11 protein-coding genes and 1 pseudogene are annotated in these 14,271 nt (G+C 44.4%); 4 read left to right on the top strand and 8 right to left on the bottom strand.

Annotated features, from left to right (window positions below; translation table 11 throughout):
• Positions 1 to 81: 81 nt before the first annotated feature.
• Together JNUCC31_RS05725 and JNUCC31_RS05730 are read right to left on the bottom strand one after the other, a co-directional pair.
• The gene (locus JNUCC31_RS05725) at positions 82 to 735 is read right to left on the bottom strand and encodes a YkyA family protein (protein ID WP_192269318.1); all 654 of its coding nucleotides are present in this window, start codon (positions 733 to 735) and stop codon (positions 82 to 84) included.
• A gap of 41 nt (positions 736 to 776) precedes the next feature.
• Positions 777 to 1,679 carry a polysaccharide deacetylase family protein gene (locus JNUCC31_RS05730; protein ID WP_228469534.1) on the bottom strand — a complete coding sequence of 301 codons (903 nt, stop codon included), beginning with the start codon at positions 1,677 to 1,679 and terminating at the stop codon, positions 777 to 779.
• A gap of 230 nt (positions 1,680 to 1,909) precedes the next feature.
• On the opposite strand from JNUCC31_RS05730, the gene JNUCC31_RS05735 reads away from it, so the two are divergent.
• Together JNUCC31_RS05735 and JNUCC31_RS05740 are read left to right on the top strand one after the other, a co-directional pair.
• Positions 1,910 to 2,854, top strand: a complete 945-nt coding sequence (locus tag JNUCC31_RS05735; RefSeq protein ID WP_192269321.1) for a DMT family transporter — start codon at positions 1,910 to 1,912, stop codon at positions 2,852 to 2,854.
• A 267-nt stretch (positions 2,855 to 3,121) separates the two neighbouring features.
• Positions 3,122 to 3,958, top strand: a complete 837-nt coding sequence (locus JNUCC31_RS05740) for a sulfurtransferase (RefSeq protein ID WP_192269325.1) — start codon at positions 3,122 to 3,124, stop codon at positions 3,956 to 3,958.
• Positions 3,959 to 4,085: 127 nt separating this feature from the next.
• Here the strand turns inward: JNUCC31_RS05740 and JNUCC31_RS05745 are convergent, their stop codons facing one another.
• Both JNUCC31_RS05745 and JNUCC31_RS05750 read right to left on the bottom strand, forming a co-directional pair.
• Positions 4,086 to 4,316, bottom strand: coding sequence for a helix-turn-helix domain-containing protein (locus tag JNUCC31_RS05745; RefSeq protein ID WP_192269328.1), 231 nt, complete (start codon positions 4,314 to 4,316; stop codon positions 4,086 to 4,088).
• Between the two features lie 18 nt (positions 4,317 to 4,334).
• Complete coding sequence (locus tag JNUCC31_RS05750; RefSeq protein WP_192269331.1) at positions 4,335 to 4,952, bottom strand: DUF2975 domain-containing protein; 618 nt, start codon at positions 4,950 to 4,952, stop codon at positions 4,335 to 4,337.
• 125 nt (positions 4,953 to 5,077) lie between these two features.
• Here JNUCC31_RS05750 and JNUCC31_RS33145 point away from each other — a divergent pair.
• Positions 5,078 to 5,167 (top strand): annotated as a pseudogene (locus JNUCC31_RS33145) (sulfurtransferase); the annotation flags it as partial.
• A 464-nt stretch (positions 5,168 to 5,631) separates the two neighbouring features.
• On the opposite strand, the gene JNUCC31_RS05755 reads toward JNUCC31_RS33145, so the two are convergent.
• Entirely contained in the window at positions 5,632 to 6,396 is a 765-nt protein-coding gene (locus tag JNUCC31_RS05755; RefSeq protein WP_192269334.1) for an SDR family oxidoreductase, read from the bottom strand.
• Positions 6,397 to 6,876: 480 nt separating this feature from the next.
• Between JNUCC31_RS05755 and JNUCC31_RS05760 the strand changes: the two genes are divergently transcribed.
• A complete protein-coding gene (locus JNUCC31_RS05760) occupies positions 6,877 to 8,229 on the top strand; it encodes a DJ-1/PfpI family protein (protein WP_192269338.1) in 1,353 nt (450 codons plus the stop codon).
• A 379-nt stretch (positions 8,230 to 8,608) separates the two neighbouring features.
• On the opposite strand, the gene JNUCC31_RS05765 is transcribed toward JNUCC31_RS05760, so the two are convergent.
• The 3 genes from JNUCC31_RS05765 to JNUCC31_RS05775 form a co-directional block, all read right to left on the bottom strand.
• Entirely contained in the window at positions 8,609 to 9,934 is a 1,326-nt protein-coding gene (locus JNUCC31_RS05765; RefSeq protein ID WP_192269343.1) for a hypothetical protein, read from the bottom strand.
• A 43-nt stretch (positions 9,935 to 9,977) separates the two neighbouring features.
• Positions 9,978 to 10,511: a hypothetical protein gene (locus JNUCC31_RS05770; RefSeq protein ID WP_192269346.1), complete on the bottom strand. Its 534-nt coding sequence runs from the start codon at positions 10,509 to 10,511 to the stop codon at positions 9,978 to 9,980.
• A gap of 66 nt (positions 10,512 to 10,577) precedes the next feature.
• Positions 10,578 to 14,249, bottom strand: a complete 3,672-nt coding sequence (locus JNUCC31_RS05775; protein WP_192269349.1) for a type I polyketide synthase — start codon at positions 14,247 to 14,249, stop codon at positions 10,578 to 10,580.
• Between the last annotated feature and the right edge of the window lie 22 nt (positions 14,250 to 14,271).

Genomic DNA, 14,271 nt, shown 5'->3' on the forward strand with positions numbered 1-14,271 from the left:
TGACAGCTTAGTATTACTTACACGGCTGACCAGTCGCTTAATCATGCAAAGTGCTCAACACCTTTTTGATACCATGAATATTCAGCCGGCTTGTTCCATTTGCACAAGCTTTGCGTTGGCTACATTGAAAGCTTTCGTCTGCTTGTTGAACTGCTGCCGTAACTCAGCAACTTTGGCATATTGGCTGTTCCGTTCCCGAATCGCACGCTTGATCTTGACCAGATTGGGCTCCACGCTGCCCCTCATTAGTGAATATAACAGCTCGTCCGCGTCAAGACTCTGCCTGTAGGAGGCGACAAACGCTGCAAACGACGCAGCTCTTTGCTCATATTGGTCCAATACCGTGTGGGCCTGAGCCAGATTCTCTTCCTTTTCAAAGGATAATTGATCCAGTGAAGTCCGAAGCTCCTCCATCTGTCCTTTCGTCCTGTCCATGACCACTTCTGCTTGATCCAGCAGTGTTCTTCGCTCGGAAATATGTTTGTCTGCCTGATCCAGCAGGGACTCAAGATCACTGTTTCTGTTCTTTCCTTTATTCAAAATCGATGTATACAATTCCATGTCTTCCCGTTCATGGCGGGCAAGCTCCTTCAGACTCTGATTCATCTCCTGATCAGTAACAATCAGTTGATTGACTTGATTTGCCGCCGGTTCCTGCGGTTGACCGCAAGCACTGACAAGCAGAGCCAGCAATATGCTGACTCCGGTCAGAGCTATCTTTTTTCTTCTAAGCACCTCGGGGTGCCCCCTCTCTTGCAACTGCTAAGTTGTTGTTATTATAAGCGAGTATCTCCGCTAAAATTGGCTATCCAATGCGCACTCGGATCGTAGACCTCGAACTCATAGCCCCGATCTTCAAGCAATTCCAGTATGCGCGGCAACGCCTGTACCGTTTGCTCGCGCTCATGCATCAGAATCACTTCCTTATCCCGATGCACACTGTTGCTGACCCGTTTCACAATTTTGTCCGGCTGACCTGGAAGATTCCAATCGAGGGAGTCGGTGGTCCAATCCCACATTTTGAATCCCGCCGCAGCAATATCACCCCTGAAGGATTCCCCAATCTGAGGACTGCTGCCGTATGGAGCACGAATCAGATGCGGTGTAAAACCGATCAGGTCCTGGACCATCTTCTGCTCCTTCTTGAATTCCTTCACAAAATTGGCGGAGCTTCCGCTCTTGTACAGTTTGTTATAGTTATGTGTCATGCTGTGAAGACCCGGATAACTGCCCTCTTTGACAAGCCGCTCCACGGCTTCCTTATGCTGATTCAACTGACGCCCAATCATGAAAAACGTTGCCTTCGCCTCATGCTGCTTCAAAATATCCAGTAATTGTCCTGTATATTCACTAGGACCATCATCAAACGTTATGTATGCCAGCTTGCGAACTTGACCCAGGAACCGTGCAGGTTCTTCTTTGGCTTCAGGAGTCATTTCAATCATCCCAAGCTTGGTTGGCTGTTCAATTACAGCTACTGGAGGGGGTGTTACATAATCCTTGATCCAGTGCGTTATGCCAATGAATGCATATGTTAAACCGATAATGAGCAGTGCCAGAAGCGCCAGCGCAGCACTCAGTCTCCCATACCGGATTCTTCTTCGTCCATGCGTCTTGGTTCGGCTTGTTCTATGCGGGATGCCGCCACTCTCTCCCGCTCTCTGTTGTTGAACTCTCACTTCCAGGCCACTTCCTTACCTTCATTTTTTTCCCGATTATTGGTACATTATATCGTTTCATGTCTCTATATAGAAGATTAATAGAAAAATAGTCTGGGAGAATGACAGAATAGTTACAAGCCCGGTTACAATCTACTTATCTATTTCTTCTCTTTATCTTTTCCTGGGGGCATATTGTCCTGTATAATAAGTTGATTTACGCCATTTGACTTCAAGAAGGAGCTACACCCATGACTAGCTTGAACCGTGCCGGCAGATCGATCTTTCTGCTATTCTTTGTCGGCATTATTGCCATTTCGTTTTCTTCCATCTTTGTACGTTGGTCCACAGCAGATGTCGCTGTCATTGCGATGTACCGACTGTTCCTCACAAATCTGCTGATGCTTCCTTTAGTGTGGAAATACCGGCATGAGATGATGCGTTTGAACTTCAGACAGTGGGTTTTGCTGCTCTCATCCGGCGTGATGCTGGCACTGCATTTCCTGCTCTGGATGGGATCGCTACGGCTCACGAGTGTAGCCAGTTCGACGGTCATTCTCGCTTTGGAACCTATATTGATCCTCGCCGGTTCGGTCTGGCTGTTCAAAGCCAAAATCAACCGCATGATGATCATCGGCATGGGCATCGCCCTGCTCGGATCCATCGCTATTGGAGCCGGAGATTTCCAGTTGGCAGGCACAGCGCTGCGAGGGGATATTCTTTCTTTGCTCGGCACGATCGCTGTGGCAGTACATATGCTGCTTGGACAATTTTTGCGTGCCGGTCTGAGTGCGTTCTCCTATAACTTTTGGGTATTTTTCGTAGCTGCCTGTACGCTTGCGGTATATAATCTGGTTAATGGTCACCCGTTTGGCGGTTATTCGGCTTCCGAGTGGGGAATTTTCCTGTTGCTCGCGATCGTGCCAACGATCTTTGGGCATTATCTCTTCAACTGGCTGCTTCAATATATGAATGCCACGACCGTATCGATGGGGGTTCTGGGGGAACCTGTATTTTCCTCCCTACTGGCCTGGATGCTCCTCGGTGAATCGCTCAATGCATTGCAGATGTCTGCCGGAGTTGTCATCATTTTCGGGGTATGGATCTTCATTCGGTATGGCAAAATCAAACCTCAGATTGCTCCTACTGAAGACCGTATCGTAGGGAACACACCTGCTAAACCAACTGTTGTGTGAAGTAAACTGGGCAATGCTGTATGAGTTGAACTATTCATTTACACTTTAACGGAGAGGACAGAAAGAACCTGAAAAAGCGGAGCGGTCGACTTTATCACCGGATTTTCCCCTTTGTAAAAGGGGATTCTTAAAAAAATCTGGAGATAACAGCGATTGGAAGGTTATTCTGTCATCGGAGCGGACTGTGTAAAATCTTTAGTTCAACTTATATAAATAAAACGGATGCATTCCAAAATAATCTCATTCCTTATAAGGCGGTGTACTGTTATGAAAAATATTGTATCCATGCGCTGGCTGCTCGCCAGAATGTACGAACCAGATGTTGTCATTGCGGATTGCCGTTTCCTGCTCGGTCAAACGAATGCCGGAAGAGAGGCTTATGAGGCTGGTCATATTCCGGGGGCAGTCTATCTCGATCTAGAACAGGATCTTTCCTCTCCGGTGTCAGCCCATGGCGGACGTCACCCCCTGCCTGATCCAGCTGCATTGGCAAGCCGCCTCTCCAAAGCTGGCTTTGGGTCGAATAGCCGCATCATTGCTTATGATGATCAAGGTGGCATGAACGCCTCACGGCTATGGTGGTTGCTGCGTTATATGGGACATGAACATGTGTATGTAATGGATGAAAGCTTCACTGCTTGGCAAAATGCGAAATTCCCTGTTACGACGGATGTACCGGTACAGATTCCCTCTTCGTTCGAGTGGAACCTACAGCCGCTGCTGCTGGCAAGTGTAGAGGATGTGCAGCAGGCTTCTGTAAGCGGCAGCGCCGTGCTCATCGACTCTCGCGATGCCCGCCGCTATTCCGGGCTGGAGGAACCGATTGATGCCAAGGCCGGACATATTCCGGGCGCAGTGAACTATTTTTGGAAAGACGTGCTTGGTCCGGATGGTCGCTGGTCTGGTGTTGACGCATTGGAGGAACGGTTCGCGAAGCTCGATAAGGATGGGGAGATTATCGTCTACTGCGGCTCCGGCGTCTCTGCTTGCCCGAATGTGATTGCGCTGGAAGAAGCGGGATATACGAATGTGAGATTGTACTCCGGAAGCTGGAGCGACTGGATTAGTTACGAGGAGAATCCGGTGGCTACCGGGGAAAAATAACGTATAGTACAAGTGATAAAAAGCCCGCGCAGAGCGCGGGTTCTTTTTGTTAGGGCTTGGGTGATTTACCCTCGGTACATTAGTGTTCTGAAATATTCCGAAACAATTAAAGGATGAAGAGGCACTCTCAATTCATTTCACGGCTGTCGCTATCATCCGGAACAAATTCCATAATGTCTCCCGGCTGACAGTCTAAGATTTCGCAGATCGCTTCCAAGGTAGAGAAGCGGATCGCCTTCACTTTCCCCGTTTTCAGATTGGACAGATTGACATTTGAGATCCCAACCTTATCTGCCAGGTCATTCAATTTCATTTTTTTGTCGGCCAGAACTCGGTCGAGACGTATAATAATCGGCACTGTCATCAGTCTCCATTCTCATAAAGTCGAATCATGCTCTTCCTGCAGAAGAACGCCATATTTGAAAATCTCGGAGACGAACAGCACTAGTATGCCGATGATAATTCCGATTAAAGAGATACCGCCCAGATTAATTGAGAAGATACGAGTAACGAACAGGCAGATCAGAATGTTGAGAACGAGCTTCGCCAGCAAAGAATACAGGATAACGACTATTCCCAGCTTTTTCAGACGGGTGGCATTCGCCTGATTAAACGGGCTGCTTCCGCTAAGTATGCTACCTATTATATTACGAATCTGACCAATCGAGTAGATGTAAGTAATGAAGATAAGCGTAGTGTTGGTCAAACTGACGACCAGATAAGCAGTCTTGGCATCGAACATATCGGGATTGATCGGTTGAAAATAAGTGAAAGGCACCATAACGCTATTCGTCAGCGTATCCGATAAAGGTACTGAAAAGAACCAGTGCGCGATTCCTTTCTCTGCAGAAAACAGTTCCTGAGGTTTTAATCCAATCCAGAGTTTGAAACAGACCAACGCAATGAGCAGCCCGATTCCTCCCCAGTATCCGATCATAAGTGCAATGTGCATTCTTTTGAGTCCAGGTTTGGCTTTAAATTCAATTCCGTTCATACGCAATCTCCTTTTCTTGTGAACTTACAATATATACTAAATGATAAGTTTACGAAAAACAATAACTATTTAATGATAAACATTAATTATCAGTCAAAGAGCGGCTCAAAACTGTTTGATAAATGGCAGAGTTTATGAATGTGAAGCTGTATTCCGGGAGCTGGAGCGACTGGATTAGTTATGAGGAGAATTCGGTGGCGACGGGGGAAGAGTAAGGGGCGAGAGGCCGCGTCGGACGCGGTTTTTTTGGGGGGTTATGATAGGTTGCTGTTTGAGGACCTGTTGCCGCCCACTTTTGGCTTTTCTGTCAACAGCTTGCAAACAATCGTTGGTTGCAAATGGTTGTAAGTGCCTGAGCCAGCCACAGCGGGCGGTCGCATCAGGTTGCTCTTGAATGCTTTCCCCCTTGTCTCAGTCCGTTCAGACCAGGAACGGTGAATCCTTTCGTGTGGAGCAAGTGCAAGATCGTCATACGGAGCGATTTGGTAACAACGTAGTAAAACTTGCTCCGCCAAACTTTCGTCACGACTTTCCTTCGCTGCGATTGCTATGACAAGCGGCAATCAACCGGAGCAAAGATGCACCCAAGTGATTGCCGCGATAATGCGATTTTTCGATTTAAGGTGTCCGTCAAACATAAATCGCTAGCTCTTCGGACAGGTTTTTCGAACCCGTTAATTTACAGATGAGATCCGCCACTTGCATCAATTAATTGACCAGTGACCCAACGGCTGTCCGACGAGGCCAGAAAGGCAGCAATATCTGCAACATCTTCAGGCTCCCCCCACCTTTTAAAGGTTGAAAGACCAGCGGCAGATTTCTGTCCATTGGGATTTTGCAACGTCCCGGCATTCATCTCTGTATTAATGATACCAGGCTGGATGGCATTCACCGTAATATTACGGCTCCCAAGCTGTTGAGCCAAGATGTGCGTAAGCGTGTCGACTGCACCCTTCGACATGCTGTAGGCGAAAACACTGGGGGAGGCCACACGTGTTACAAACGAAGAGATATTGATAATATGGCCTCCATCTCTCAGACGTGGTAAAGCTTGTTGGGTAACAAAAAGCAGTGCCTTGACATTAATGTTCATGACCTCGTTGAAAGATTCTTCCGTCGTCTCTTCAAAGGTTACAACTTGTCCGATTCCAGCATTATTCACAAGAATGTCAAAACGATTATCACCTGTACGTTCCTGAAGGGCTTCATCCAAAGCCACATATAAATCATGAATGCCGTTAAGGGTACTTAAGTCAGCACCGATCGCGAATGCGGCACCTCCATTTTGCTCTATCTGATGAACAACTTCCTCTGCTTCATTTTGTCTTTTTCCATAGTGTACTGCAACTACTGCGCCCTCCTGCGCTAGACGCAACGCAATACCACGACCAATTCCCCGGCTTGCACCGGTTACTAAAGCGATTTTACCCTTCAACTTACTCATGCCTTCATCTCCTTGTTTGGAATTCATGGTCAATTATATTGCAAGGTGACATTTGAAATGTTGCTCTCTCATTCGGAATTCATGTTATCGTCAATAGCCTACGGGAAGCTAAAACTGTTCCCCCAGAGCGACTGGCTCAGTTGAAGAAGCGAAGCGTTCGCCTTCATCTCCGGATTTTTCCTTTTGGAGAAGGGAATCCAGAAAATCTGGGGATAACAGCGATCGGAAGATGGTACTGCAATCGGAGTGGTCTAGTGTAAAGTTTATAGCTTACATAGATTAAAAAAACAAACTATTTTCACAATAAAAAGATAATAGTAGCCCTATCGAGTCTTGCAAAAAAAGTAGACCAGACTTGAGGCTAGCATTCCTCCCAACATTAGTCCAGCTCCCACTACCCTCCAAAGACTGATGATAAACTCATCTTGCATTGTTATATTTTACTCGGTAGATAATTTATAGCTAAAGGAGAATAATCAATTGAAAATTGTATTACGCATCACCATTTATCTGATCGTTTTTGTGTTTATCGTGGGAGGAACAGGAGCCATCGGATTTATCAACACAATGAATTCCGGAATGTCAGTTTACGATAAAACTGCGCCTTCATTAACGAATGTACAAATACCAAAATATGACGCTAGTAAACCAACAGTGGCTGTACTATTGGAGAACGAAGTGACAGAGGTGTTCGACTTCCTCGTTCCTTACGAGATGTTTGCGATGACAGAAGCTTACAATGTGTATGGTGTTGCTCCTGACCGTAAAATCAAATCCCTTACTGGGGGACTTGATGTTATCCCACATTATTCATTCGATGAGATGGACACGATGTTAGGTAAAAGTCCAGACATTATCGTCATTCCATTTATGCCGATTTTGAACGATAAAAAGTATGCTCCTGTTCGTGAATGGATTCAAAAGCATTCGGGTAATCAGACGATTTTACTCTCTATTTGTAACGGAGCAGAAAACCTGGCAGATACTGGATTGTTGAATGGTAAATCAGCTGCTACACATTGGGGCGACATTAATCGACTTATCAAAAAATATCCAGAAATTCACTGGGTGAAGGATCAACGTTACGTTGCGCAAGGAAATATCGTATCTTCCGCGGGTCTGACATCAGGAATTGATGCCACGTTGTATGTCATCTCCCAGCAGCTGGGTGATGCGGCTGCAAAAAAAATAGCAGACGATATGAACTATCCTTCTTATAATTATGTGATAAATCCAAATATGAAGCCCTTTAGTGCCGGACTTAGTGATATCACATACGTATTAAATAATGCCTATCAATGGAACAAAGTCAAAGCAGGCGTACTCCTGTACAATGGCGCAGATGAACTGGATTTGTCTGCTGCATTTGATACGTACGGTGCCTCCGGCACGACAAGGACACTTACGATATCCAATAAAAATGAACCCATCGTAACGAAACATGGTCTGAACCTGGTCGCGCGTTATCAAACACCAAACGTACCAAAGCTCGCTAAAATGATTGTCGTTGGTCCCGATGCTGAGGCTATAGCTGCCGAGGACATTAAGCAATGGAATAACAGTGACAATGGTGCGGAGTTACTGTTCCTGCACCGTGATATGGCAGAGCGATTTGCGATGGACCCTGCATTTGAGGATTTGGCAAAACAGGAAGATATCCAAACTGCGAAATTTGCAGCTAAGCGTCTTGAATATCGTGCCACAGACCACCTGAAGCTGGAAGGCAAACCTTTCTCCTTTGAAGCGTTTGGTCTACCTATTTTACTTGGCATACTAGCTTTAATAATTGCCTCATTTATTGATAGACGTTTCTTCGGTAGGAAACAAGGCTAGCTCAAGCTATATACAGGAAACTGGAGTGATGGGATCAGCTATGAGGAGAATCCAGTAGTTACCGGAGAAGAATAAGCGCATTAAACAAAGTAATGGCCCGCGAAGGACGCGGGCTACTTGGTGTTCTATGCCTTATATTGGGGAATACCGATGTATTGGCCATATATCGACTAATTTTAGAAACTAAGCGTTCTCAAAATATTTGAAAAATCCAACCGTTTCACCAGGTATCCATAAAAGCTAGAGTTGAAATGGAAAAACATCTGTATATTCACATTTCAATCTCCCCCTAACTAAAAGCAGGTCAACCAGATATCTCTTAACCGTTATCGTGAGTCTGCTCTCTCCTCACCTTCTAACTAATATTGTACGTCAATCATCAACTGTATTTAATCGATGACTCTATCCAATCAGTCAGAGAGGCCACAACCTCATCTAAAAAACGATTCACTGTCTCTTGATTGTTTGAGGACTGGTGATACCCTACAGACAATGTAAGCTGATTATTGTATGTATTCGCACCCAATGCAAAATGAGGCGAATATATAATAGGCGGGATCATATATGCATCCACTACTTCCTGATCTCCAAAGTAAATCGTATTAGCACTCAGCATGCCAAAATTGGTTATGCATGGGGTTGCCTTCTTCGATTCTATAGCTGTCATAGATTGCTGCTGCAACCATTGATAGCTTGCATTGAATCCATACGTTGATAACATCTCCATTCCAAGGGCAGGCTGGATACCAAACAAGTCCGATTTCGCATGCCCCAAAGCTACGACTACTTTCTCCAGTGTCTGATCAAACGGTTCATGCTCTTGAGGAAGTATAGCAATATAAGCCATACCTGACAGATTGGATACCGGATCCATTACATTGTCTTCTAGATACCGCCGCAAATTAACCGTTAAGCTAATTTCCTTTGTTTCCTCCTCTTTATCATAGTCAACTACTTTAAAAAGTCCGCGATAAAAAGCAGTCACTAGAAGATCGTTAATTGTGACTGCTTTTTGCTTTGAAATATTTCTCAGTTCTATAAAAAGTTCTTTATCTAATCTTCGCATTGATACATGGGGAAATTCGTTCGATCCTGGTTGAGATGGAACCCCCCAAGTTGGCTCTGGCATGTCCTTAGGGTTAAGAATCGTTTGGTAATCAACTATACCCACTGCATCAAATAATCGCTGCTGACTTCTTTCTCCAGTGTACGGACAAGAAAATTCGGCCTTTGAGCCTACATTTAATTGAGAATATACTTCAGAGAGAAGCAAAAGATACTCTTTGAAGCCCGCAGCATCGCAGCAAGCATGAAAGATTTTGATGCACAGCACATCCGACGATCCACGGAATAATGCAGCTCTCATTGCAGGCCCACTCTCAAAATCATTTTTTTCCACTATATATGATGCAACTGCTTCGTCTAAGCTTTCTTCCAACGAACCTAGACGGAATTCAGCTGATACCGCCATTTCTGCCTTCTCCCAATAAGGTCGGACAGGATCTTCTACAAATCGGCATGCGAGGATGGGCTGTAAACCAACCGTAATTTGTATAGCTTCGTTTAAAAGATTAGGATCCAACCTTCCCTCGAACTTCAAAACATAGGAGATTTGCTGGTTTCCAATGAAAGATCGATAAATGTAGTTCATCATATCTTGTGCCTCTACAGGGAAAACTTCTTTATGCTCTAACGTGTTATCCATAGTTTCCTCCTTAGATATATGTTCCTCTATTCTTTTAAATCATTTACTCTTTGATTTGGACAAACTCATTTGGGACGTTACGAATATAATTACCAATAATTGAAATTGTTGTTGGGACTATCTTTTCAAAAGCTAAATGAAGACTTCTAACATAAGGTCGTAATTCAGGGTGTTTCACCAAATCGGAATGAAAATAATCCTTCCAATTCGGATCGTGTTTTTGATTAACTTGTTTCAGTAAGTCAAATGTTTTTTCGCAATCATTAAGAAAAAGCAACAATGCTTCGTCCCCAATAGTTGAAACTCCAGCTTTCAGTTCCGGCCAATAACTCTGTTCTGACTCCCTCATATACGGAATCCATGTATAGAACTGATCGATTTCCTTATCCGAATGATCATAGAGCACCCAGAACATAAAAACTGCGCGCTGACCTAAAGTAAGTTTCTTATAGACCTCAAATTTGTTTAATGGAGCCTCACCACTATGCATTTCATGAACCGTCGGTAAAATAACCGCTCTAAACAGTTCCTCATCATCAAAATTTTCCCATTCTTTCCGTTCCAACGTAACTAACATACCCATTCCCCACTTTCATAATTAATAAGTAGACTCTTCTTCAAGATTAACAACTTGTGCAATTAACTAGACAACGATGTTTTGTTCCGGAGACTCCAGATAAGCGGTTAAACCTGCAATTGTAGGATAGTTATAGATATAATAAATATTTACATCCACATGATACTGATTCCGTATTTTCGAAGCTAACTGTAGTCCCAAAAGCGAATGACCGCCCAATTCAAAGAAATTATCATGAATCCCAACTGCCTCGATACCCAGTAGTTCTCCAAAAATAGCCTCAAGAGATCTTTCGATATCATTAGATGGGGCTTCGTAGGCTGTAACCAGGTCTGGCCGAGAATGCTTGGCTTCCTTTTCCATTTCCTTCGAGTTTGCTTTTTGAAGAGGTTCTAATGAGACCCACTTTTTATATCTGTTATTCAAATCAGTTGCCGAAATATCTAGCTCCACAACTCCACTTACGGCAAAGGAGTGCTCAAAGCAATCAATACCTTCTTCGTGCGTCAATACAGACGGCTCCAAGCGTGCGTATACAGCATCAGGTAGATAATTCCGAATCTGCCCCCACTCAATAACCCAAGAATCCCAGCATTGTACAACCCAATTCTGCTCGTCCATTCGATTCTGTCTAGTAAGGTAAGCTTTGGCATAGTTTGAAACAGTCGCAATTTGAATAAAACCATCCCCACCGAGCACTGAGCCTAACGAATTCAGCATAATACGGAAATCAAGGGGTTTATTATGAAAATAACGTTCCATCACAATTAAGCTAAATACGACATTATCAAAATGTTCCTCCCAAGTATCCTTACTGGTACTTGCTATGGATCGAACCCTCTTTGCATTTGAAGCCCCTGGAGCATGGATAATTCCTGTTATCGTGCCTACTTGAGCTTGAACAGACGTCAGTAATGTGTCAACTTCCTCCATATTCCCAATCCTACCTATATACTGTGCGCCATTCTCAACTAGTGAGACTGCATGTTGAATTCTCTGACTTATCGGATCATCATCACCTTTTTCCAGCAGCCATTTGTTCCAATCCGCTTGCTCCGGAAAATTGCTCTCCTCAAGTATAAGTACCTTCGCCCCGATATTGCGTACCATGTGTTCGGATATGAGGTAACCTATGCCTTCCAATGCTCCAAATACAAGATAAATACCATCGCTCCGCAGTGTGTTATATCGTGGCGCGTCCTTCTCTACTTTCAGAGACTCATATTTCCGAACAAAACGCTTCTCTCCTCGGTAAGCGCATACAAGTTCGTTGGTTGGATGTTCGATTTCTTTTCGAACTGCCACTACGGTTTGATTGCGCTGCTTAGAAGATGGTTCCGATTCTAAGACAGACAGATCGATAAGCCGGCAAACAAAATTGTCATACGCCTGCTGCACAACAAGTAACAAACCATAAATCGTGCTTGCATCTACACAAAGCGTTTCATTACCCAACACGTCAAACGCATTATTAGTTAATGCAATAAGTTCTACTTTTTTAGTAAGCAATCGTTCATCAATGGCTTGAACGAGTTGTAGCAACGCGAAGAATCCATTGCTCTGGGCATTGATTAATGTTTTGAGATTAGGTTCACTTTCGTAGGAAGCTGTGTCCAGCCCCCATGCAAAAATAATGCTGTCTGGTAAAAGATCCGATTCGTGCAAAACGGTCAGCATTCTGCGAAAGTCATCCGGTTCCGTAGGGTTAAGAACGAAAGATAACTCTTCCGTTTGCTTGTACCGTTTGCCAATTGTCACTTTAATCGTTGTTCCAGGCTCCTTCTCATATGAAGAAGCGATGGCATCACCTACCTCAAATTTATCAAGGAAAATCATACGAACTTTAGCTTCCTGAGGTTTATGAATGAAGGATAATGATGACGTTCTCCATGACGGCAAATAGTACCAGTCACTCATGTCATCCAATTTTTTGAAATAATCATCATGCTGAGCTGCAAGCTGCTCGGTTGGAGATGCTGCAGGCTCAACCCAATATCTTGTTCGTTCAAATGGATATGTTGGTAACGGAACGCGACGAGGCGACCTACGCTCCCAGCGTACTGACCAATCGATCTCTCTGCCTTTAATCCATGCCTCAAGCTCAGGATCCTGCCATAAGAAACTCTCATTAGACTGTACATCTCTAGCATCAAGTAACAATCCAGGTTCCCTCTCTCGCAAGATAAAAACGGCTTCCTCAATGGTTCTAGCTCGTAGAGCTCTTCGGTGTGAAAATGAACGCCGACCACATTGAAGCGTGTAAGCGACGTTCTCGATTGAAAGTTCGGGATGGTTTCCTAAATAATCGGCTAAGTTGACTGTCACACGCTCCAAAGCTTCTTGAGAACGTGCTGATAAAAGAAGTGTGTGCTGCTCTACATCTTGTATTGTAGCTGGCTGAGCTGATACTGCAGGAGCTTCTTCCACAATAACGTGGCAGTTAGTCCCACCAATCCCCATGGAGCTTACTCCTGCACGTAATGGTCCTGACTCCATTTCCCAATCCATTAACGTTGAATTAACAAAGAAAGGGCTACTCTCAAAGTCGATCTTTGGATTAGGGCTCTTATAATGGAGGCTTGGCGGCAGTTGTCTATTTTGTAGCGATAGAATCGTTTTAATCAATCCAGCGATACCGGCTGCTGAGTTCAAATGGCCAATATTCGTTTTTACAGATCCAATCGGACAGAATGCTTGACGGTCTGTACCGTAACGAAAAGCTTGGCTTAAAGCAGCAATCTCAATAGGGTCGCCCAAAGCAGTTCCCGTACCATGGGCCTCAACATAGTTAATTTGGTCTGGAGAAAGCCCGGATACCGCAAGCGCCTCAACGATGACTTTACTTTGCCCTTCAACGCTTGGGGCGGTATACCCAACTTTATTTGATCCATCATTATTTATCGCTGACCCTTTAATAACTGCATGAATGCTGTCTCCGTCTCTGATTGCATCTGCCAGTCTCTTCAATACAACGACTCCGCAGCCGTCTCCCCAAATTGTCCCCCCTGCGTCAGCGTCAAAGGCTCGGCAATGTCCATCTTGGGATTGAATACCATCACTCATATAGGTATACCCATTCCGGAACGGAAGAGAAATTGAGACGCCTCCAGCAATCGCCATATCACACTCACCTAGAAGTAAACTTTGGCGTGATAGATGAATGGCAACTAAAGAAGTAGAGCATGCTGTATTAATATTGATGCTTGGCCCTCGTAAATTTAGCTTATAAGCAACCCTTGTAGGCAGGAAGTCTTTATCATTACCTATCATAATCTGCTCTTGACTGATCGATTTTAAGTACTCGGGGTTTTTCCCAAGCACTTCAAATAAATACGTATTCATGCCAACACCTGCGAAGATGCCGATGTCACCATCATATTTCTCCGGATCATAGCCTGCATGTTCAAGTCCTTCCCAGCATCCTTCCAGAAAAATACGGTGCTGCGGATCCATACTTTTGGCTTCATTCGGACTAATTCCAAAAAATCCGGCATCGAAAATGTCGTGATCTTCCATAATTGAAGCAGCCTTGACGTAGTTAGGATCGTTCAATCGATCTCTTGAAACACCTCTTTCCAACAGTTCCTCATCTGTAAAAAACGATACTGCCTCCTTACCACTTCTAAGGAGCTCCCAGAACTGCTCTAGTCCTTTGGCCTGTGGAAACGAGCAGGACATGCCGATCACGGCGATATCAAGAGCAAGTTGATCATCTGTATCATCTATTCTACTATCCATGTATATTCTCCCTCCCTAACTT

The organism is Paenibacillus sp. JNUCC-31 (assembly GCF_014844075.1).
In the GTDB taxonomy this organism is placed as follows: Bacteria; Bacillota; Bacilli; order Paenibacillales; family Paenibacillaceae; genus Paenibacillus.

Bases quoted from the DNA above. Each gene is read 5' to 3' on its own strand.
- JNUCC31_RS05765 (WP_192269343.1), bottom strand. From the start codon at position 9,934: ATGGATAACACGTTAGAGCATAAAGAAGTTTTCCCTGTAGAGGCACAA.
- JNUCC31_RS05770 (WP_192269346.1), bottom strand. From the start codon at position 10,511: ATGTTAGTTACGTTGGAACGGAAAGAATGGGAAAATTTTGATGATGAG.
- JNUCC31_RS05775 (WP_192269349.1), bottom strand. From the start codon at position 14,249: ATGGATAGTAGAATAGATGATACAGATGATCAACTTGCTCTTGATATC.
- JNUCC31_RS05735 (WP_192269321.1), top strand. From the start codon at position 1,910: ATGACTAGCTTGAACCGTGCCGGCAGATCGATCTTTCTGCTATTCTTT.
- JNUCC31_RS05740 (WP_192269325.1), top strand. From the start codon at position 3,122: ATGAAAAATATTGTATCCATGCGCTGGCTGCTCGCCAGAATGTACGAA.
- JNUCC31_RS05755 (WP_192269334.1), bottom strand. From the start codon at position 6,396: ATGAGTAAGTTGAAGGGTAAAATCGCTTTAGTAACCGGTGCAAGCCGG.
- JNUCC31_RS05750 (WP_192269331.1), bottom strand. From the start codon at position 4,952: ATGAACGGAATTGAATTTAAAGCCAAACCTGGACTCAAAAGAATGCAC.